This is a genomic window from Chloroflexus sp. (genome assembly GCF_034434295.1).
Lineage (GTDB): Bacteria > Chloroflexota > Chloroflexia > Chloroflexales > Chloroflexaceae > Chloroflexus.
The window spans coordinates 14,904-35,037 of record NZ_DAOTZQ010000084.1; the positions used below are offsets into that span (position 1 = coordinate 14,904).

The 20,134-nt window shown below is 56.7% G+C and carries 17 protein-coding genes; 11 read left to right on the plus strand and 6 right to left on the minus strand.

The window, feature by feature from the left end; translation table 11 throughout:
• Positions 1-270: 270 nt before the first annotated feature.
• Positions 271-1,893: an aspartate:alanine exchanger family transporter gene (locus VAE57_RS11925; RefSeq protein WP_322822099.1), complete on the minus strand. Its 1,623-nt coding sequence runs from the start codon at positions 1,891-1,893 to the stop codon at positions 271-273.
• A gap of 92 nt (positions 1,894-1,985) precedes the next feature.
• On the opposite strand from VAE57_RS11925, the gene VAE57_RS11930 reads away from it, so the two are divergent.
• Positions 1,986-2,303, plus strand: coding sequence for a metal-sulfur cluster assembly factor (locus VAE57_RS11930; protein ID WP_012258652.1), 318 nt, complete (start codon positions 1,986-1,988; stop codon positions 2,301-2,303).
• A gap of 81 nt (positions 2,304-2,384) precedes the next feature.
• The gene (locus tag VAE57_RS11935) at positions 2,385-3,116 is read left to right on the plus strand and encodes an amino acid hydroxylase (protein ID WP_322822100.1); all 732 of its coding nucleotides are present in this window, start codon (positions 2,385-2,387) and stop codon (positions 3,114-3,116) included.
• Between the two features lie 659 nt (positions 3,117-3,775).
• On the opposite strand, the gene VAE57_RS11940 is transcribed toward VAE57_RS11935, so the two are convergent.
• Positions 3,776-4,621, minus strand: a complete 846-nt coding sequence (locus VAE57_RS11940; RefSeq protein WP_322822101.1) for a CAP domain-containing protein — start codon at positions 4,619-4,621, stop codon at positions 3,776-3,778.
• Positions 4,622-5,089: 468 nt separating this feature from the next.
• On the opposite strand from VAE57_RS11940, the gene VAE57_RS11945 reads away from it, so the two are divergent.
• From VAE57_RS11945 to VAE57_RS11960, 4 genes are read left to right on the plus strand one after another with little or no spacing between them, the layout of a single operon-like run.
• Complete coding sequence (locus VAE57_RS11945; protein WP_322822102.1) at positions 5,090-7,087, plus strand: M15 family metallopeptidase; 1,998 nt, start codon at positions 5,090-5,092, stop codon at positions 7,085-7,087.
• Positions 7,088-7,102: 15 nt separating this feature from the next.
• The gene (locus VAE57_RS11950) at positions 7,103-7,861 is read left to right on the plus strand and encodes an SDR family NAD(P)-dependent oxidoreductase (RefSeq protein ID WP_322822103.1); all 759 of its coding nucleotides are present in this window, start codon (positions 7,103-7,105) and stop codon (positions 7,859-7,861) included.
• 12 nt (positions 7,862-7,873) lie between these two features.
• The gene (gene fsa, locus VAE57_RS11955) at positions 7,874-8,527 is read left to right on the plus strand and encodes a fructose-6-phosphate aldolase (RefSeq protein WP_322822104.1); all 654 of its coding nucleotides are present in this window, start codon (positions 7,874-7,876) and stop codon (positions 8,525-8,527) included.
• 9 nt (positions 8,528-8,536) lie between these two features.
• Positions 8,537-9,391 (plus strand): uridine kinase, encoded by an 855-nt coding sequence (locus VAE57_RS11960; RefSeq protein ID WP_322822105.1) that lies wholly within the window; start codon positions 8,537-8,539, stop codon positions 9,389-9,391.
• Positions 9,392-9,597: 206 nt separating this feature from the next.
• Here VAE57_RS11960 and VAE57_RS11965 read toward each other — a convergent pair whose 3' ends face one another.
• A complete protein-coding gene (locus VAE57_RS11965) occupies positions 9,598-11,922 on the minus strand; it encodes a transketolase-like TK C-terminal-containing protein (RefSeq protein WP_322822106.1) in 2,325 nt (774 codons plus the stop codon).
• Positions 11,923-12,138: 216 nt separating this feature from the next.
• Here VAE57_RS11965 and VAE57_RS11970 point away from each other — a divergent pair, with 216 nt between their 5' ends.
• Complete coding sequence (locus tag VAE57_RS11970; protein ID WP_322822107.1) at positions 12,139-12,351, plus strand: hypothetical protein; 213 nt, start codon at positions 12,139-12,141, stop codon at positions 12,349-12,351.
• 334 nt (positions 12,352-12,685) lie between these two features.
• Here VAE57_RS11970 and VAE57_RS11975 read toward each other — a convergent pair whose 3' ends face one another.
• Positions 12,686-14,290 (minus strand): ATP-binding protein, encoded by a 1,605-nt coding sequence (locus VAE57_RS11975; RefSeq protein WP_322822108.1) that lies wholly within the window; start codon positions 14,288-14,290, stop codon positions 12,686-12,688.
• A gap of 156 nt (positions 14,291-14,446) precedes the next feature.
• On the opposite strand from VAE57_RS11975, the gene VAE57_RS11980 reads away from it, so the two are divergent.
• Together VAE57_RS11980 and VAE57_RS11985 are read left to right on the plus strand one after the other, a co-directional pair.
• Positions 14,447-14,800 carry a response regulator gene (locus tag VAE57_RS11980; protein WP_322822109.1) on the plus strand — a complete coding sequence of 118 codons (354 nt, stop codon included), beginning with the start codon at positions 14,447-14,449 and terminating at the stop codon, positions 14,798-14,800.
• Positions 14,801-14,927: 127 nt separating this feature from the next.
• Positions 14,928-15,722, plus strand: a complete 795-nt coding sequence (locus VAE57_RS11985; RefSeq protein ID WP_322822110.1) for an HAD-IIA family hydrolase — start codon at positions 14,928-14,930, stop codon at positions 15,720-15,722.
• Positions 15,723-16,012: 290 nt separating this feature from the next.
• Here the strand turns inward: VAE57_RS11985 and VAE57_RS11990 are convergent, their stop codons facing one another.
• Positions 16,013-16,726, minus strand: coding sequence for an HAD family hydrolase (locus VAE57_RS11990; RefSeq protein WP_322822111.1), 714 nt, complete (start codon positions 16,724-16,726; stop codon positions 16,013-16,015).
• 140 nt (positions 16,727-16,866) lie between these two features.
• Here VAE57_RS11990 and VAE57_RS11995 point away from each other — a divergent pair, with 140 nt between their 5' ends.
• Together VAE57_RS11995 and VAE57_RS12000 are read left to right on the plus strand one after the other, a co-directional pair.
• On the plus strand, positions 16,867-17,847 hold the full coding sequence (locus VAE57_RS11995) for a MoxR family ATPase (RefSeq protein WP_322822112.1): 981 nt from the start codon (positions 16,867-16,869) through the stop codon (positions 17,845-17,847).
• A 10-nt stretch (positions 17,848-17,857) separates the two neighbouring features.
• Positions 17,858-19,288: a VWA domain-containing protein gene (locus VAE57_RS12000; RefSeq protein WP_322822113.1), complete on the plus strand. Its 1,431-nt coding sequence runs from the start codon at positions 17,858-17,860 to the stop codon at positions 19,286-19,288.
• 237 nt (positions 19,289-19,525) lie between these two features.
• Here the strand turns inward: VAE57_RS12000 and VAE57_RS12005 are convergent, their stop codons facing one another.
• Positions 19,526-20,122 (minus strand): CDP-alcohol phosphatidyltransferase family protein, encoded by a 597-nt coding sequence (locus tag VAE57_RS12005; protein WP_322822114.1) that lies wholly within the window; start codon positions 20,120-20,122, stop codon positions 19,526-19,528.
• Positions 20,123-20,134: the final 12 nt, after the last annotated feature.

Consider the following 20,134-nt stretch of genomic DNA (forward strand, 5'->3'; position numbering starts at 1 on the left):
GCACTCCAAACGTCGCGACCCGCGCATGACGTGCGGGTAAGGCAACCAGTCCAGCGCGTGATGGCACGATCAGAGCTGCTCTCTGCCAACGGGTCAGAAGTAGGATGGGCTGTTGTTGGTGATTGGCAAGCGTTCATGCACCTGTGTGACTGTCTGGGAGCACGATAGCCCAGCTTTGTAGAAATAAGTTCTGGTTCTTGCAACTTCTTCTGTGCTCTCTGTGTCTTTGTGGTGTGCATCACCAATCGTGGCGCAGGTGCCCCGTCACCTTCATCCAAGCAGAATCTGCGCCAGAATGATCTTCACAACCATGGCTGTCGGGAAGACCATCGCGTAGCCGATATTGGGTGCTTCGTTGCCGGTCTGCTCGTTGGCAAAGGCCAGCACTGCCGGTTGGGTCTGGAGGCCGGCCAGCATTCCGATCAGCAGGCTGAAGGGTATCTTGAGTAGTTTATAACCGATAAAGAGGGTTAGCAGGGCAACTGGTATCGTGATTAGTGCACCCCCGATGAAGAGGAACAGGCCATTGCCCTGGGTGATGGTGGTGAAGAAGCTGTAACCGGCACGGGTGCCAATGCCGGCCAGGAAGAGAGTCATGCCAACTTGACGTAATGTAAGATTGGCGCTGTACGGCAGGCTCCAGATAATCGGCCCGGTACGGCCACGCCAGCCGAGGATGAGGGCGACAATCAGCGGGCCACCGGCCAGACCAAGCGCGAAACTTCCGCCACCGGGTAGTGGGATGGGGATCAGTCCCACCAGCATACCGAGCGCGGTACCCAAACCCAGCGAAACCACGTCAATTTCCGCCAGCGAACGGTAAGAGTCGCCGAAGAAGGCGCTAACCCGATCCATATTATCACGTTGAGTGACAACACGCACCCGATCACCGGGTTCGAGCACTGTATCGCCGTGCGGTAGGAGTTCGACATCACCACGGCGAATGCGGGTGATGACCGCTCCCAGCGTTGAGGGCAGGTTGAGCATGCGCAGTGGTACCCCAATAACCGCTGGATTGGAGACGAAGATACGTCGGAAGTCGAGGGTGTGACGATCGAGCATGAGTTGCTCGTCGGTTGGCTCACCCAGGACAGCCGTGACCTCGGCTACAGCTTCCGGCGAGCCAACGACACTGATCAGGTCTCCGGTATTGAGCCGGGCTGCTCCGGTAGCCAGCTCGATCCGGCCATCATGTTGGCGTCGGCTGAAAATCACGTTCCAGCCATTAGCTCTGACCAGTTCGGCAATGCTTTGCCCGTCCAAATTGGTGTTGGTCACGCGAATAGTGCAGTTGATCAGGTGCTCGCCAACTGCTCCGAATTCGCGAAGCTGCTGGCTTTCCTGCTGTAGATCGATCCGCCAGAGCCGGCGCGTCAGGTAGATGGCGAGGATCATGCCGAGCACGCCAACCGGGTAAGCCACCGAGTAGCCAACCACCGGTTCGGCACGGAGCACTTCATCTGCACCCCGTTGACTCAACCGCTCGATGACCGCTGCCAGGGCTGGGGTGTTGGTCAGACTGCCAGCGAAGAGGCCGGCGGTTTGTGCGCTGTTGAGACCCAGGATCATGCGCAGTACGACAGCAATACCGGCGGCAACGATGATGATCCCACCCACAAACAGATTGTTGCGTAGCCCACGTCGGCGAAAGGAGGCGATAAAACCGGGGCCGCTGCTCAGGCCAATCGTGTAGACGAAGATGACCAGACCGAGCAGGTAGATGATGTCGGGCAGGCGTAATCGTTGATCGAGGGCGCCAAAGGCCAGCCCAACGAAGAGCACTGCTGCCACCCCAAGACTAATTCCACCGATGTTGATTCTGCCGATCAGGTAGCCGATTGCCGATACAGTGAAGAGTAGCAGGAGCGGGTTGTTAGCCAGTATATCGATCATGATGAAGCTCATCCTCTTGTTATGGTGTCGTTGTTGTCCGCTGTGTATGGTATCATGCAAGCGATAACCCATAGTTAAGAAAGAGGGATCGTATGATTACTGAAGATATGGTTCGGGCAGCACTGAAGAACGTGGTAGACCCTGAGATTGGCCTGGATGTCGTCAATCTCGGTCTGGTGTACCGCATTGATATTCTCGATGGTGGCAAGACCGTTGATATCGATATGACCCTGACCACTCCGGCCTGTCCGGCAGGGCCGCAGATTCTCGAACAGGCTCGCCGGGAAGTGATGGCGTTGAAAGAAGTCTACAAGGAGCTTGAAAACGTCAAGATTAACCTGGTCTGGACGCCTTTCTGGAATCCGTCGATGATGTCAGAAGAGGCGCGGGAAGAGTTAGGGTTCTTCTAAGTGGTAAACGAACGGTGAGTATTGGGCGATACTCACCGTTCGTTGACGATTCAGCAGCATACAATACAAGGGGGTATTGTCATGACAACCATTGCTCCGCCCGCGATGCCTGCCTACACTGAAGAAGACCATCTGGTTTGGGCGACACTTTGTGCTCGCCAGGTTCCCCGGCTCGATCGGTATGCCTGTCGGCTCTTCCGCGAAGGGTTTCGTAAACTCAATCTCGATTTGCAGCGTCTCCCCGATCCGGTACAGGTGAGTGAACGGCTGGCCGCGATGACCGGCTGGACGTTGTGTGATGCTCAAAACGAGTACCTCAATCCCACCGAATGGTTCGAGCATATCGCCGAACGACGTTTTCCGGTCACCAATTACATCCGGCGCATGGACGAGCTTGATTTTACGCCGCTCCCCGATCTCTTTCACGAGTATATCGGCCATCTGGCGTTTTTCACCGATCAGCGGTTTGCCGATATTGCCCAGGCGTTTGGACCGCTCTACTTTGCCGGTGATGAACGGCAACGGCTCGAAATTGCCCGTCTCTGGTGGTACAGCATCGAGTTTGGCCTGATCCGCGAAGATGGTGAGCTACGCGCCTTTGGTGCCGGTCTGCTATCGTCGATTGGTGAACTCGACCACGCCTTTGCCCCTGATACGCCGCGGGTACCCTTCGATATTCGACGGGTTGCCAATACGCCAGGGGCCGCCTATTCGATGCATGAAACCTACTTCATCCTTGAGGATTTAGAGCACGTTGCGGCTATTTTGCGCGATTACGCTGCGATGGAAGGGCTGCCACCGGTGCAGGTCTGATACATAACACCCGGTGTAGCAGGGAATCGGTACGATCCTTGCGGGTAGGTGAAGGTGGTGCTTTCGCCTACCCCACCCGGCAAGGGGTGTTTGGACAGGCTATGATGGGCAAAGCAGGCTCTTGAGCCTGCTTTGGCGCTATGGAGAGGTCATCTCCTTGAAAACGAGTGCGAGATGAACGTCGTACATGTGATCAGTGCGAGACGTGGAGCACGGTGGGAGTAGCGGCCAGGCTTCTGCACGCTACACGACGTGACACGCATATCACGGAGCGTAGAAATCCATTCCGGTGCGTGATTACGTAGTTCACGGAGCCACTTCTCTCTGCCTCACTGATCATGCCGAAAGCAGGCTATGCCGTCTGATGTACATTGTCAATATTTATCAGCCTATTCTTCCGTAAGTTGTCAATAAGTCTTACACATCATTCAAGTTGCCACTACGCTGTAAGCAGGCCACGTGCTGCTATGATGAACAGCACGACGCTGCGCCCACCATCGTGGAGCGTACCTGTGTGAACCATGTGGGTAGCAGCCAGTTACCATAGATGCACTACGTCACGCTCTGAGGTGGCAACCCGGATGATGTCCATCCTCTGTGTCATCCGTGCCTCTGTGGTGATGAAAGGTGGCAACTTGGGTTACATATAACAACGCCCATCAATCCCCACTGCCCGTCTGAAATTGCCAGGTGTAGCTAAACGGTTGACTGGCGTATGATCCGTTAACTGAAACCTCGATCAATGTATTGGGGGGAAGGCTAAGCGTCGGCGTGATCACGACCCCCTTGTGACCAACCGGTAATGAGGTCGAGAAGCTATGTGCGATATTGCCACCCCCCACGACATGTAAAGCTGTGCTGCTGACAATCGGTGTGTCGCCGAAATAGCGCCAATGTACCGTAATCGGGAATTGCGTCGGTGGGATGTCAGTCTGGTTTGGCGCTGGATAGCGCACCGGCCAGTTGGGATAACTGTCGCCGTTGTTGAAGTACGATAGGACATCCAGCGCTGCCGCACTTCTACTCCCATTACTGGTTGTGTAGAAGCCGAAACCGAATGTAGGAGTCGTCGGGTACAGGAGCCAGAGTCGGTGACCGACCGAGCGCATCCAGCCGTCAACGGCATTGGCTGGTGCCCACGATCCACCCCATCCAAGCCAGGCATTGCCTTTTTGGGCGCAGATCTGTCCGGCTGCGGAAGCGAAAGGGAGGCTCGGGTTCTGGTTGTGTGTCAGGTGATTGTTTTCGGCCATATAGCGGGCGTGTTCAAAGCAATTGCTGTTGAGGGTTGCATCTTCGGTGACCGGAGGAACACCGGCGCGCAACCGATAGCCGTTCACCCGTTCCAGCCAGTTGCTGGAGAGTGGCGGTAATGGATTGACGACCATCGGGATGAAGACGGTGGTGGTCGTCTGGGTGACGGGTTGAGCCAGGGCGTTTGTTGACACAATGAGCAGTATCAGTGCGACGATGCTAGATCGATGGAGTGGAAAGTGACGTGTCACATCTAGCTCCTTACAGAAATCTGTTTCAGGTATCTTGCTCTACTGTACGCGGTGTCTATCAGCCGGGTCAATAGCTCTTCCTGGCTATTCGGGAATAGGTATGGTGTTCGTTGTTTCTACAGAGAAGCGGTACGTGTAATCTGGATCTGTTTTTAGGGCGCGGTAAGCACTCTCGTGTGGGGACGGGCGGGTTGAGGACGGGCCTGGCTAGAGCGTCGGGGTGGTGGGGCTGGTGGCTATCCATACCATCAGCAGACTGTGCTGCGAGCGCGGTAAGCGCTCTCGCGTGTGGGGACGAGCGGGTTGAGGACGGGCCTGGCTAGAGCGTCGGGGGTGTCGGGGCTGATGCCATACCGGTTTCACCCATCCTATCAGTCTTGCTGATGAAACTTGACATCTGAATTGCCTTCTCTGCCGCCCTGTGCTACGATGAGCCTTGAGCGTTCGCCACTTGTGACGGAGTAAGCTATGAGCGATGCCGATAGAGAGATTGTAGCGGTTGGAAGACCGGATCGCGCCGGAAAGAGTCGATTGGGTAGTGCAGTCTCACAGGTGGTTGTCGTCGCCGATGAGCGACCGTTGGCCGTCGCGTTAGCTGATTACCAGCAGGAAGATGCAACGTTGCTGCCCCATTTTTATCTGGCTCGCGATGGCACGCGCTATCAATTGTTGGCAGCCGGACGTGCCGGTTGGGGGGCCGGGCGGGCGATCTGGCGTCAGCGCTGGCGTAATCTTGATCGCAGTGCATTGATTCTCTGTCTCGAAGCGTCTTCGCTCACCGATCTCAGTGAGGCGCAGGCGACGATCCTGGCAGGCTGGCTCCCGGAACTGGTTGCTCAACATCATCTGTCACTGGCCGATGTAGGGATGCTGGTGGCTTCGGCCAATGGCCAGGTGCGGTTGCAACCGTATATCCCGCCTGCCCCGCCGGTCGAGCTTGTTCCCGATACGTCGTTCGTACTAGGGAGCGGTGTGCGTTCGCCGGAGCAGGAACTTTGGCTGGGTCTGGCTACGATTACCTGGCGGCAACGGGGAGCGCAGTTGCGCCTTAATCAAGCTTTTTCGCTGTATTGGGGGAAGGTTGATCTGGGTGCGCCGCTAGCACCCAACGAGCCGCCGCCGGTAGCTGTCGATGGCAAAACGTACAATTTTCAGGTCTTTGCCCGCGATACGATCTTTAATGAAGGCACGCAGTACGCTGCTGTTCAGCGTTTGTCCGATCTTCTCGGCTCCGACATTGAGGCGATTCCGACTGCCGGTGTGAGTCGAGCGTTGATTGAGGCGAGTTATCGTAGTGCGCTCAAAGCCAGTGCTGCTCGCGCACCGCTCGAAGGGAAGACGGAGTTTCGGGCCGATTGGAAATTTCATTTCGTCGCTCTGCAAGCCCACCTTGGCCCAGCACTCAGTGGCAATTACGTGACTGCCGACCGCGCCTTTGCGGTGCAGGTCTTTGCCGGTGATACGCTCTATACCCCGATGAGCCAGCAGTCCGGCTGTTTCTTTCTCAGCCTGACCGATCCGGCCAGCCCGCAGTACGCCCTCATCTGGGCCGAGACCTGTAAGGTGGCCGGGATTCCGTATCTTCCTACCGATCCGTTCCATCAGCGGGCTATCGAATTGAAGTTGGGCACGCCGTTGAGTGGGGTTATGCGTGAGACGATTAACGGGCAGGTTTACGATGTGCAGGTCTTTGCGTATGATACATTGTATCGGGGTAGTGATGGGGTCATTCGCCGTATGAGCGAACTGCCGCGTCCGGCTGAGGTGCAAAACTGGCAGCCCAAACCGGTGACGCAACCGGTACAACCGACGCCGGCACCGCAACCCGCACCAACACCGTCACCGGCACCATCGCCATCGCCATCACCTGCCGTCGATGTGCGCAATGCCCCGGAGGTGGTACGGGCTGGTGCACCGCGTCGCGATCCCAATTGGCCACCCAAACCTGATTTCAACATCCTGACCGACCGGAACAATCAGCGTGAGCAAGTGCTGGGGAAGATCGAGTGGGTACGGCGGAGTGGTGATGACATTACGATCACGAATGATTGGGTTGTCCGCCACATCATCGAGGTGCACATTCCGCAATTGGAGCGTTTTCGGAATACCAATGGTGGGCGGATTAAGTTTCATCGGGTTGCCGCCGACCAGCTACGGCGGCTGTGGCAGGCCTGGGAAGATGCCGGTCTGCTCGATTTGGTACTGACATTTGACGGTGCCTGGTGGCCACGGACGATCCGCAGCAATCCAACGACGTTGAGTAATCACGCTTACGGGACGGCGTTTGATATTAATGCACAGTGGAACGGCTTTTACAGACCGGCGGCGCTGGTTGGTGATCGCGGTTCGGTGCGTGAGCTGGTGCCGATTGCCAATGCACTTGGATTCTTCTGGGGTGGTCACTGGAACTACGATGGCAGGGGAGCCAGTGATGGTATGCATTTTGAGTGGGCAGTTGCCCGTTGAGCAAAGGAGCACACCATGCAACTGCAAGGGTTGAGTGTCCTCGTCACCGGTGGTGCGTCCGGTTTAGGTGCAGCGACGGCTGAGCGATTGGCCGGGGCTGGCGCACGAGTAACGATTGCCGATTTGAACGAAGCAGCCGGTATGGAGCTGGCGGAGCGGATCGGGGGGCAATTTGTGCGCACCGATGTCACCGATCCGGCGCAGTGTGCTGCTGCTGTCAGTGCGGCGGCTGCGCAGCAGGGTCTGCACGTTCTGGTGTGTTGCGCCGGGATCGTGCTGGCCGAGCGGATGCTTGGTCGGGAAGGCGTGCATGATCCGGCACGTTTCAAGCGGGTGATTGAGGTCAATTTGATCGGTACCTTTCAGATGATGCTGTACGCTGCCCAGGTGATGAGTCAGAATCAGCCAAACGATGAGGGCGAGCGTGGTGTTATCATCAATACGGCGTCGATTGCAGCCTTCGATGGGCAGATCGGGCAGGTGGCCTATGCTGCTTCAAAGGCGGGGGTGGTTGGGATGGCACTACCGGCAGCGCGGGAGCTGGCCCGCTTTGGGATTCGGGTGATGACGATAGCGCCGGGTATTTTCGATACGGCTATGATGGCGAGTTTGCCGGCGGCTGCTCGTGAGTCGCTCGGTGCCCAGGTGCCGTTTCCACCGCGACTGGGACGACCTGCCGAGTATGCAGCATTGGCCCACCATATCATTGAAAATCCGATGTTGAACGGAGAAGTTATTCGACTCGATGGCGCGATTCGGATGGCGCCAAAATAACGGAGGAGACTAATGCAAATCTATCTTGATACGGCAAATCTTGCTGAGATTCGCGAAGCAGCCAGTTGGGGCATTCTCAGCGGGGTGACGACGAACCCGACTCTCATTGCTCGTGAAAAGGGAGCTGATTTTAAGGCGATCATCACCGAAATTGCCGAGCTGGTTGATGGGCCGATCAGCGCCGAGACCATCTCGCTCGATGCCGAGGGAATGGTGCGCGAGGGGTTGGAGTACGCCTCGTGGCATCCGAATGTGATCATCAAAGTACCGAGCACAACCGAAGGGTTGCGGGCAGTGAGCCAACTGGCCAAACATGGCATTCGCTGCAATGTGACGCTCTGCTTCAATTCGGTGCAGGCATTGCTGGCGGCGCGGGCCGGTGCGTTTATCATCAGTCCGTTCGTTGGCCGGGTTGATGATACCGGTGTCGATGGGATGGCGTTGATTCGGGAGATTGCCGGTATTTATCGCCAGGATCGTGAAATTACCACCAAAATCCTGGCCGCCTCGATCCGTCATCCACGTCATATTGTCGAGGCGGCGCTGGCGGGTGCCGATATTGCTACCTGCCCGTTTAAGGTTTTGCAACAGGCGATGCGCCATCCGTTGACCGACCGCGGCATCGAGCAATTCCTGGCCGATTGGAAATCACGCACGAGTTCCTGAGTTTACGGTATGCGAGCACATCCGCTTATGCTTGGGCTGGTTGGCGCCAGCGGCTCCGGGAAGACAACCCTGACCCAGGGGATTGTTCGTCTGCTCGGCGCCCATGGGGTCACACCGGTCAATCTGGATGATTACCTGCGCTACAGTCGGGCTGAGCGCGCCATGCGCGGTATGACCGACGCCGATCCGGCAGCGATGGATTTGGATCGTATGGCCGCCGATCTGGTTGCGCTGCGGGCTGGTCAAACTATCGAGAAGCCGGTCTACGATCATACGATTGGTGCGCCCCGGGGAAGTGAGCGCGTCGCACCGACCGGCCTGGTTATTGCCTATGGTGCGCTCACGCTTACTCCACCGGTGCAGGTCGAATTATTCGATTTGACCGTCTATTTTGATCCGCATCCTGCCCTGTACCGTCGCTGGCGGGAAGAACGAGATGTTCTTCAGCGCGGGTATACTTGGGCTGAAGTGCAGGCTGCATGGCCGGCGCGTGAACGTGATATTCAGCAGTACATCGTCGTGCAGCGACCATTGGCCGATGTCGTTGTGCGTTTTGTGCCGGGGGAAGCAGGGATTGATCTGCGTCTGCTATTGCGCCGCCGGGCATTGACGTTCGAGATAGCACGTGTCGCGCAGGAAGCCGGATCATCGGTGGTGCAGGTACAGCAGCTTGCGGCTGATGAGGATGGACTGCCGGCTATGCTGGTTACTGCCACATCCGATCCTGCCCTGGATTGCCTGAGTGAGGCGTTGCGTGAGCGTCTACCGCGCAGTGGTCAGGTAACGGGTGATACGCTCAATGCCACGCATCCGACGTTGCGGTTTGCCCAAACGCTGATTGCAGTGTTGCTCTTGCATAAATGATAGGAGCACGTTGTTGCCGATGGGAATGGGTAGGCGAAGGCACTGTCTTCGCCTATCGTATGCGGCGATGAAACCGGTAGGTTGCAGGAAAACCGGTGTTCCTGTCCATCCAGGCTGCAAGCGCCCAGTGTTCATGACCCTGCTGGAGTGTAGAAGCCATACTCCCGCACTTGGTGAGTGTATTCAGGTCATGACTCAACCCTCCATCAGCCGCCATATACTTCATCTACCAGCTCAAACGCACTCTCAACAATTGACATCAGGTCAAGATGGAAGGCTCGATAGAGATCATCACGGCTTCCCGATTGACCAAAACGATCAACCCCGTGCGCTCGTAAGGGCACACCGAAGACCGATCCGAGCCATGCCAGCGCGTGCGATGCAGCGTCGTGCACTGTGACGATAGGTGCCTTACGTTCGTCGGCAAGGAAGAGCCAGCTCAAATCGTCGCCACACTGCCAGTGTTCATAGACTCGACGGGCACTGGTCAGGTTGATAACGTTGACGGCAACCCCTTCCCGACGCAGATAGTGGGCTGCGCTCACCGCTTCGGGAACCAGCACACCGCTGGTCACGATATGTACGAGTGGTGATCGTGACAGATCGCGATAATCTGTGCGGTCGATCAGCCGGTAGCCACCGCGCAAGACCTGACGACGTAGTTCAGCAGTACCGAACCGATCAAGTGCGGGTTGCAATAAGCTCTGATCGATTGGCCGGGTCGAGAGGCGCAGGTAGCTGGCTGAGCCGTTCGGATCGAGGCACAGGCGAAGAGCTTCGTGCAATAGCCAGGCTGTCTCAAGCGCAAAACAAGGTTCAAAACTCGCCAGTTGTGGTAGCTCCATCCCCAACGAAGCGGTGACCGATGACTGATGGGCGCCACCTTCAGGAGAGAGCGTAATACCACTCGGCGTACCGACAACAATAAAGCGTGCACCTGAATACAGGCCGTAAATGAAGGCATCAAGCCCGCGGCAGACAAACGGGTCGTACACCGTACCAATCGGAATCAGCGGCTCACCGATGAGATCGCCGGCGATACCGAACATGCCCAGCAGCATAAAGAGATTCATCTCCGAGATGCCTAACTCGATATGCTGCCCACCCGGCCAGCGTCGCCAGCGCAACATGCGATAGGCTTCGGTTTCAAAGTCTGGTTCTTCGCGCCGGGCAAACACACCGGTCTTGTTGATCCAGCCGGCCAGGTTGGTCGAAACCGAAACATCGGGTGACGCGGTGACGATGCGTTCGCGCAGGCCGGCGATGTCGGCAAGCCGCACCATAAAGCGTCCGAACGTGTCCTGGGTACTGACTGTACCGCTGGTCGGGACGGTAATCTCATCGGGTAATGGGATGGCTGATGGCGAAACCGGGGACGTCGCCACACCGTAGAGCCGCCTGGCCGCTTCCGCGCACAACTTCCCGCCCGGAGAGTCCTCTGGCAGCCGATCCCATTCGTGGCCGGGCGGAATGGCCAACTGCTCGCGCAGAGCTTCGATCTGCTCTGGACTGAGCAGCATCGAGTGGTTGAGCGGATTACCGGCAATCGGTAACCCCCACCCTTTGATCGTATACGCAAAAATGATGGTCGGACGTCGCGGTTCGGCATCGGCAGCGGCAAGCGTCGCCAGGAGTTCGCTCACATCGTGACCACCCAGATTGGCCAGGGTAGCCGGTAACTCATCGTCAGGCACCTGCGCCAACAGACGGGCCAATCGCTCATCGTTGTCGATCAGTCGTGGACGTAGATCGCGACCATTGAGTCGAATGAGAGCCTGATACTCCTCGTTACTCATCTCGTCAATGCGTGCGCGTAGCACCTCGCCGCCTGGTTGTGCAAAGAGTGCTTGCAACCGCCGACCATATTTGGCTTCCAACACCCGCCAGCCGCTCTCGGCAAACAATCGCTTGAGATGGGCAGCGCGAATGCCGGGTACCACCCGATCCAGACTCTGACGATTGAGGTCAACGATCCAGAGCAGGTTGTCGAGCTGGTCGAGCGCCGGATCGATCACCGCCTCCCAGACGTTCCCTTCATCGAGTTCAGCATCACCGACCAGCGCGATAAAGCGTTGGGTTGCCGGTTTGCCGAAGTGGGCTGCAATATAGTGTGCACTGAGGGCGGCGAAGGCCGGGGCTACTGCCCCCAAACCGACCGATCCGGTCGAGAAATCGGGCGCATCAGGGTCTTTGGTGCGTGACGGATAAGCCTGCAAACCGCCAAATGCCCGCAGTTGAGAAAGATAGCGGGTATCGAGCCGACCGAGCAAGTACTGGAGCGCATGATAGGCTGGTGAAGCATGTGGTTTAATCGAGACACGGTCGCCAGGTCGCAGATAACATAAGTACAACGTGGTTAAAATGGTCACCATTGACGCAGATGAAGCCTGATGACCACCCACCTTTACCCCGTCCAGATTGGGACGCACATGATTGGCGTGATGGATCATCAGCGTTGACAGCCAGAGCACGCGCTGTTGCACCTCTTCAATGGCGCTGATCAGCGCAGGGTTTGGCTCAGTGTGGGGCATACATCGCTCCTCTTCATTTATTGTGCGGGGCCGAGTCTATTATAGCATTCCTCCGCTCACATCGGGGGAAAGGGGAATGGCGAGTGGGAATATGGACGTGCTCCAGGGCATTCTCCCGCCCCCAGCGGGGGCGGGCTGGGGTGGGGGTGTGCCCCGCACCTCACCTTCCAGCCCTCGCTCACATCGGGGGAATGGGGAGTAGGAAATGGGAGTGGCGTGCTCCCTATCCTTCGCCGGGAGCTGGGAGCGCACGCCGCTGGTGCGCACGGTACCGATCCCATTCCTGCACGCGCCAGCTATGCACGTGCTCGCCGTATAGTAGTTCCTTCTTTTGGGCTGGGGAGTGCCTTCTTCATCAGCGGCTGTGCCTGCCTGAACATCGCCGCAGGTACCGCCCGGCTACCTGCACTGGCGGTGGCACCCCGCTGAGCATGAAACGTCGCGGCAAGCATTGGTGGCGTGGGGGCTTACCTCACCGCTCTGCTCACATTGCAGGAGAGGAGCGGAGGAGTGATGACGGACGTGTTCCATACTGGTTCCCGCTCACCTTAATCCCGGCCCCCCTCCTAACCTCCCCCCCGCTGGGGGGAGGAACAGACAAAACATAAGAACGAACCCGTCGTTTATTGCATCAGATATTGCATCAGAACGCCTCGGTGCCGCTTGCCGTTCTCCCCTCTCCCGTGCGGGCGCGGGAGAGGGGCCGGGGGTGAGGGCATACTCTCGCTCCCAGCGGGGGGGAGCATACCACCATCCATCCGTATCAGTCTGGAAACAGCTCATCGATTTCTTGCTGGGCCTGTACCAGATCAACCGCACGTCGGGTACGTTGCTCGATATAGCGATAAAACTGCTCATCGTAGGCACGGGTTTGCACTACGACCGGCATGGGTACCGCGTGACCAAGCACAAGTGCCTGCTGGCGGGTGTCGAGATTGGCCAGCACAGCACGGAGCCGGCTACTACCGCCGACACCGGTGAATACTGCGTCGATATCGTGTTCATCACTCAGGAGAGCGGTGATACGCGTACCAAGCTGACTGAGCACCTCGCTGTCGATAGAAGAGGGTCGCTGATCAACGACCAGCAGGGTGACGCTATACTTGCGCATTTCGCGGGCAATCGTGCCGAAGATGGTTTGCCGTGCCAGTCGTGGGTTAAGGAATTTGTGCGCTTCTTCGATAGTGATCATCAGCGGGCGTGGACGATCTGCTTCATTTTTAGTCTGAAGATAGCGTTCGGTTTGTTCACGCCAGCGCTGGTGGATACGCCGGGTGAGGATGTTGGCGACCAGCATGTAGGCTAATGGATCATCGTAACGACCAAAACTCAGCACTACATGCCGTCCGGCCATCAACGCGTTGATTAGATGATCAACAGGCGACAGATCGGCCTGATCCCGAACAAAGCCGAGACGCTTCAATTGCAATGTCTTGCGCTTGAGGGCTTGCAGCGAGGCCAGACTGGCACTCTTCTGTTCGGCAAATGCCTTCAAGGCTTCCTGATCCATCTCCCATAACGCCGCCAGCCATTGAGTGCGGTACTCGTCAACCAGTAATTCGGCGGTCTCGGCAGCGGTAGGATTGAGATTTAGCTCCTCGCTTAACAACAGCACATCTTCTGGTTCGATCTGATCATAACCGATCACGATCTCACCGTCGATCTGACCGTGATTGAACGCGCTATCAGCCAGACTGTACACTAGCACACGGCTCCCGAAGAGCTGACGCAACCCCTTAACAAAATGACTCCCTTCTGAGCGAGCCGTCCATCCATATTCGTTGTGCATATCGAAGATCAGGTTAGAGGCCACGTCGCTCAGGATCACGCCACACACCAGCAGACGGGTCAGAAAGCTCTTACCGGTACCACTCTTCCCGAAGACGCCGTTCGAGCGCTCGACCAGGCGATTCAGGTCGATACATACCGGCACCGCCATATCGAGCGGTGTCCCGATCATAAACCGGCTCCCCTCTTCCTGACCAAACACTTGCGTGAAGTCGGCTTCGCTGGCCTCGTAGAGTGGGGCGAAATGAGGTGGCACTGTTTTAACCGGCAACAAATCAGCGTCCCCGTCGAGAGGCAGCATCAGGCGAAGATCGAGCCGAAGTTCGCCGTAGGTAGTGGTACCGTTGAGTACACTGGCAAAAAAATCATCGGCTGGCGGTGGATCAAGCATCACCTTTGAGGTCGTCGCCCCAAGCCGGACATCGGTCACCATCGAGAAAAATGTGAAGCGCTGGCCCTTCACGACCACGAACTTACCAACGCGCATATCTTCAACTGACGTACCGGCATCGAGCCGTACCGTTAATCCCTCTTGAAGCGAACCGCCGGTGACTACACCGAGCCGTGGCCGTTGCTGCATATGAACCTCCTTCGCCGTAGACCCGTGACTGATCTTAACACAGGTCAGCATAGGAGAGCTTATTAAAAAAAGATGAACCTGATGATGAACGCGGAAATTTGGCGATCTATCACGTTTTGTAAAGTGATGGAAGGCACAGAGTGAACGAGAGATACTATGCGCATCCTCATTGTAGAAGACGAAGCCAATGTGCACTCTTTCTTGCAAAACGCAATGAGAGCATTGCGACGTGGTGTGAAGGTTGATACGGCGAATCACGAGGCCGATGGCTTGAAACTGGCGCGTCGCCAATCGTACGACCTGATCATCACTGATTACCATATGCCAAAGATGGACGGCATCGATCTAACCTTCACTTTGCGCCAGGAAGGGTATACTATGCCGATTGTGATGATATCTGCTGATTCCATTGTTGAGACGTATGCGTTAAATGCAGGTGCTAACCTCTTTCTGGCAAAGCCGGTTAGTCTGGAAAATCTCCGTTACATGCTTAATCTCTTCGGTCTGTAGAGTTTCCGAACACCAGATGGGGGATCGATAGCAGACGTGCGACGCTTTAAATGTATCGCACGTCTGTTATTTGTGTGATACCATCTCTAACAGTATGGCACATGATGAACACGACACTGGAGCTGGCATGCAAACAATTCCACGTTATGACGGGTATATTTTTGATCTTGATGGCACGATCTATCTGGGTGACATTCTCTTGCCCGGTGCTGCTGAACTTTTGCAAACGCTACGCCGTGAGGGCCGCCGGGTCACATTTCTCTCGAATAATCCGACGAAGACACGTCGCCAGTATGCCGAGCGGTTGCAGCGCCTGGGCATTGCTGCCGATGAGCACGAGATTGTGAACAGTTCCGCAGTTATGGTCGAATGGTTGCTGGCTAATGCGCCTGGTGCGCCATTATTCGTCGTTGGCGAAGCACCGCTTATCGGTGAACTGGAGGCGGCCGGTTTTCCCCTGAGTGAAAAACCGGGTGAAATCGCCTTTGTGGTTGCTTCGTTTGATCGAACCTTCACCTATCGCAAGCTACAAATCGCTTTTGATGCCATTCGAGCGGGTGCGCGGTTAGTGGCGACCAATCCCGACCGCTTCTGCCCGGTGCCCGGTGGTGGTGAGCCGGATGCTGCCGCGATCATTGCCGCTATCGAAGCCTGCACCGATACCCGTTGCGAGGTGATCGTCGGGAAGCCGTCACCGATTATGGCACGTACTGTTACCAACCTGATCGGCTTGCCGCCTGAGCGCTGTATTATTGTTGGCGACCGTCTGATGACCGACATTGCTATGGGGGTGACCGCCGGCATGGATACCGCTCTGGTCTTGACCGGTGATAGCCAGCGCACCGATCTGGAGCGTTCGCCGTATCAGCCAACGTATGTGCTGGAGCGGATTGATGAGCTGATTGGTGGGAGTGGCGTTTAAGTACCAATGGTTGCCTGCATTGCTCGTGCAGCCTGCATAATAGAACTTATTTCAAAAAGCGGTGCTATCGTGCGTCCATACGGTCGCACAGGCGCGTGAACGCCTGCCAATCACCAACGACAGCCTGTGCTGATACTGGCCCATTGTCGGATCGCAGCTCCGGTCGTGCCATCACGCGCTGGAGGATTGCCTTACCCGCTCGTCATGCGCGGGTCGCGGCGTTTGGAGTGCGGCAGCCATGCTGCCGCAGAGCCGTGCTTCGTGTCAGGCGCACGTCACGCCGTGTAGGATCATATTGCCTTCCCGTGCCGGGCCGTGAATGATGGTATCCGACTGAATGTGGGAGCATCCGCGCTCAATAACTCTCGCAATGTACCCACCGTGTTAGCCAGGCCGAGCGGGGCGGCAAGGTAGAGATCACGATACTCCCCATATCCATAGGTTACCGCAATACAGGGCATCCGATGGGCACGTGCGCCATGGATGTCGAAGATCGTATCCCCCACCATCACCGTCCAGGCTCGATCAACACTGAGTGTTGGTAAGAGGGTACCGATGACCATTGCCTTGTTGCCATCGCGATCGTCGGGATCAACGGCGGCAATGGCCTCGAAGAAGGGTTGCAGCCCAAAGTGGGTCAGAATCCGTTCGGTAGGCGGACGAATTTTCGAGGTGGCGACGAAGAGCCGAATGCCTGCGGCCTTGAGGTCAGACAGGAGTTCGGGAATGCCGGGGAAGACAGTGTTCTCGTACAGACCGGTTTCCCAATAGCGTTGCCGATAATGGGCAACCGCTTGATCGGCTAACTGCGGGTCGCCAAGCAGTTGCTCGAACGAGGCGTGCAGGGGAGGCCCAATCCAGCGCCGAAGTTCGTCGTCGCTGAGGAGTGGATGCCCAAGCTGTTGCAGGGCATAATTGACGCTGCGGGCAATGCCGGTGAAGGGATCGGTCAGTGTGCCGTCAAGATCGAACAGAATTGCGCGAAAACGGTGTTGTCTCTTCATGCCCATAGTATAACGCAAAAACGGTCATACCCGGCAAATGCCAGGAAACGGTGTTATAATATTTTCATCCGGTCTGAAAAACCGAGATATGCATCTAAGATACCTGCTACGTGAGTAATCATCACAGAAAGGCCCCAGGAATGTTCAATTCGATGGCCGATGTGCGTGACTTATTGGGGCGACAGAACTATATCGCCTCTGACGAGATCAGTACCGCGATTTTTCTTGCCGAGCGCTTGGGGAAGCCGTTGCTGGCCGAAGGCCCCGCCGGCGTTGGCAAGACTGAGCTGGCGAAGGCATGGGCTGGGGCGCAGGGGCGAGAGCTGATCCGTCTCCAGTGCTACGAAGGGCTTGATGAGACAAAAGCGCTGTACGAGTGGGAATACGCCAAGCAACTTCTCTACACCCAACTGCTGCGCGAAAAACTGTCTGATCTGCTTGGTGATGCGCAAAGCCTGCGCGAAGCTGCTGATCGACTCGCTTCGCAAGAGGATGTTTTCTTTTCGGAACGATTTCTGTTACCGCGCCCGTTGTTACGCGCCATTATGAGCGATCAGCCGGTCGTCTTGTTGATCGATGAGATTGATCGCGCTGATGCCGAGTTTGAGGCGTTTCTGCTCGAAGTTCTCAGCGATTTTCAGGTGTCGGTACCAGAGCTGGGCACGCTGAAGGCGAAGCATGTGCCAACCGTCATCCTCACTTCAAATAACACACGCGAATTGAGTGAAGCACTCAAGCGTCGCTGTCTTTACATTCATATTGACTACCCTGACCTCGAAGCCGAGTTGCGGGTTGTGCAGTTGAAGGTGCCCGGTCTGGCGCCCAGGCTGGCGCGCGAGGCCGTCGCCCTTGTGCAGCGCCTGCGCACACTCGACCTCAAGAAGCACCCCAGTGTATCCGAAACGCTTGATTGGGCACGGGCATTGGTTGAGTTGAATGCCCGTCAGCTCGATAAAGCAACGCTCGATACCACCCTGAACGTGCTGCTCAAATACGAGAGCGATTTGCAGCGAGCACGTCGCTTGTTGCAGCAGGGAGATCGGCCCGACCGTCCTGATCGTCCTGACCGCCCTGATCGCCCACGCGGTGGGTATCGTGGTAATGATTGGACAAATAACTAGCGGAGTAGCTATGGATCGACGTATTACTGAGTTCATTGCCGGTCTCCGAGCTGCTGGCGTGCGAATTAGTGTTGCTGAGTCTGCCGATGCGTTACGAGCGATTGAACAGGCCGGTATTGCCGATCGCAATATTTTCCGGTTGGCGTTGCAGACAGCGCTGATTAAAGAGCGGCAGGATCAGACGATCTTCAACGAACTGTTCCCGCTCTATTTTGGCAAAGACGCTCCGCCTGCGATGCAACCGGCTGGTGGTGGTCAGCTTTCACCTTCCGAACTGCAACAACTGATGCAGCAGTTACAGCAACTCCTCTCCCAACTGCCTCCTGGCCCGCTCCGTCAGCTCTTCCAGAGTATGGTGAGCGGTCAGCCACTCAGTAATCAACAGATTCGGTCGATGCTGGCGAATGTCTCACCGCCACATATGACCAATCCACGCTATCGTGACTGGATGGCGCACCAGGCGATGCGTGAGTTGCAGATGCAGCGGTTGCAGCAGGCGCTCCGTCAGCTTCTTGCCCAGCTCCGCGAGCAAGGGATGCGGGAAGAGGCGTTGCAGGCCATCGAACAGGCCGCACGGGCTAACCTGCAAGCGCTGGAGCAGCAGATCGGCCAGCAGGTGGCGCAGCAGATGCAGGAACAGGCGCAAGGTCAGGGGCCACGCCAGGGCCAGGGACGCCCCAGCGAGCGTGAGTTACTCGACCTGCCGTTGGAACGGCTCGATGAGAGCCTGCTCCCGGAGATGCGAACGCTGGTACGAAAACTGGCCGCCCGTTTGCGTACACGGCTGGCGCTGCGTCAGCGTCGTGGCAAGACCGGTACCCTCGATGCCAAGGCGACGATCCGCACTAATCAGCGGTTTGGTGGCGTGCCGATGCTGATCCGTCATCGCAAACGGCATCTCAAACCAAAACTGGTGATCTTGTGTGATCGTAGCGTCAGTACGCAACACGTCATGTCGTGTATGTTGCTGATGATCTATGCCCTGCACGATCAGGTCAGTCGTGCCCGTTCGTTTGCATTTATTGACCGCCTGTACGATATGTCGCACTACTTTGCCGAATCACGCCCAGAGCAGGCGATTACTCAGGTATTGGCTGAGATTCGGCCGACGCGCAGCTACAGTACCGATCTCGGTCATGCGCTGGCTGAATTCTGTCGTGATCAGCTTCACCTGGTTGACCGGCGAACAACGGTGATTGTCCTTGGTGATGGACGCAACAACGACAATGATCCCAACCTGCCGGCGTTCGAGCAGATTCGGCGGCGAGCGCGGCGGATTGTCTGGTTTGCCACTGAAGAGCGCTGGAAATGGGGAGTCTACGATCCCGGCTCGCTGAGCAGCGACATCTACAAATACGCACCGATGTGTGATGCGATGCACGAGGTGACGACTCTGCGTCAGTTGGCGAACGCGATTGATCGCCTGTTCTTACACCCGTAGATGCGTCGTTAGCTGTAAATATACGTGTAGCTGCATGTGGAGTGCGGAAGCCACGCTTCCGCATAGTTTGTCTTCTGCCGATCAGTGTCTGATAAATGCCAGGTCGTCCGTCGCTACTACTGCCAGATATCTTGCGAGATGTTCAACCGGTACGCCTGACATCCGATATAAAGTGGAATAGACTGAAACCTGTACTTACCACTAGAAGTTATTGCACTGCGGAATGATCAATCCTGTTCACGATGTTTTCGGCGTCCATCCCCGGCGCAACAGTGGCCATGCCTGCCAGAGGTATTCGATCCCTGAACCGACAGTCCAGATCAATGCCAGCCCCATAACAACTGGCCACAAGTTCAGTAGCAGGACAAGACTGCCACTGAACATGACCCCGAGAAAGCCTCCGTTCCCGGCATGGGCAGCCAGTAATCGCCAGATCAACGCCACGACCGTGATCACCAGCTTCTGCTTCCCAAAGCGACGGGCTGAGATCACAATCCCTTCGGCAGCGGCAAATGAGCGGAGACCGGAAACAACAAACTCGCGGATAATGATAGTGAGTGCGATCCAGGCTGGAATCAGGCCGGTTTCAATCATTGGGATGAGAACACCGGCAACGAAAATCTTATCACTAATCGTATCGATAAAAACACCGAGTGGTGAGACAACCTTCAGATGGCGGGCCAGGCGACCATCGGCCATGTCACTCAAAGCCATCAGCAACAGCAGAATGGCTGCGCCCAGATAGGCGGTCGGTGAGGCAAGCAGTACCATCCAGGCCAGGATAGGTGTCGCGAGAATACGGAAGAGACCTAGCAGATTTGGAAGCTGACGCATGGTAATTTCTCG

Coding starts and splice junctions, on each gene's coding strand:
- VAE57_RS11925 (WP_322822099.1), bottom strand. CDS start 1,893: ATGATCGATATACTGGCTAACAACCCGCTCCTGCTACTCTTCACTGTA.
- VAE57_RS11930 (WP_012258652.1), top strand. CDS start 1,986: ATGATTACTGAAGATATGGTTCGGGCAGCACTGAAGAACGTGGTAGAC.
- VAE57_RS11935 (WP_322822100.1), top strand. CDS start 2,385: ATGACAACCATTGCTCCGCCCGCGATGCCTGCCTACACTGAAGAAGAC.
- VAE57_RS11945 (WP_322822102.1), top strand. CDS start 5,090: ATGAGCGATGCCGATAGAGAGATTGTAGCGGTTGGAAGACCGGATCGC.
- VAE57_RS11950 (WP_322822103.1), top strand. CDS start 7,103: ATGCAACTGCAAGGGTTGAGTGTCCTCGTCACCGGTGGTGCGTCCGGT.
- fsa (WP_322822104.1), top strand. CDS start 7,874: ATGCAAATCTATCTTGATACGGCAAATCTTGCTGAGATTCGCGAAGCA.
- VAE57_RS11960 (WP_322822105.1), top strand. CDS start 8,537: ATGCGAGCACATCCGCTTATGCTTGGGCTGGTTGGCGCCAGCGGCTCC.
- VAE57_RS11965 (WP_322822106.1), bottom strand. CDS start 11,922: ATGCCCCACACTGAGCCAAACCCTGCGCTGATCAGCGCCATTGAAGAG.
- VAE57_RS11975 (WP_322822108.1), bottom strand. CDS start 14,290: ATGCAGCAACGGCCACGGCTCGGTGTAGTCACCGGCGGTTCGCTTCAA.
- VAE57_RS11980 (WP_322822109.1), top strand. CDS start 14,447: ATGCGCATCCTCATTGTAGAAGACGAAGCCAATGTGCACTCTTTCTTG.
- VAE57_RS11985 (WP_322822110.1), top strand. CDS start 14,928: ATGCAAACAATTCCACGTTATGACGGGTATATTTTTGATCTTGATGGC.
- VAE57_RS11990 (WP_322822111.1), bottom strand. CDS start 16,726: ATGAAGAGACAACACCGTTTTCGCGCAATTCTGTTCGATCTTGACGGC.
- VAE57_RS11995 (WP_322822112.1), top strand. CDS start 16,867: ATGTTCAATTCGATGGCCGATGTGCGTGACTTATTGGGGCGACAGAAC.
- VAE57_RS12000 (WP_322822113.1), top strand. CDS start 17,858: ATGGATCGACGTATTACTGAGTTCATTGCCGGTCTCCGAGCTGCTGGC.
- VAE57_RS12005 (WP_322822114.1), bottom strand. CDS start 20,122: ATGCGTCAGCTTCCAAATCTGCTAGGTCTCTTCCGTATTCTCGCGACA.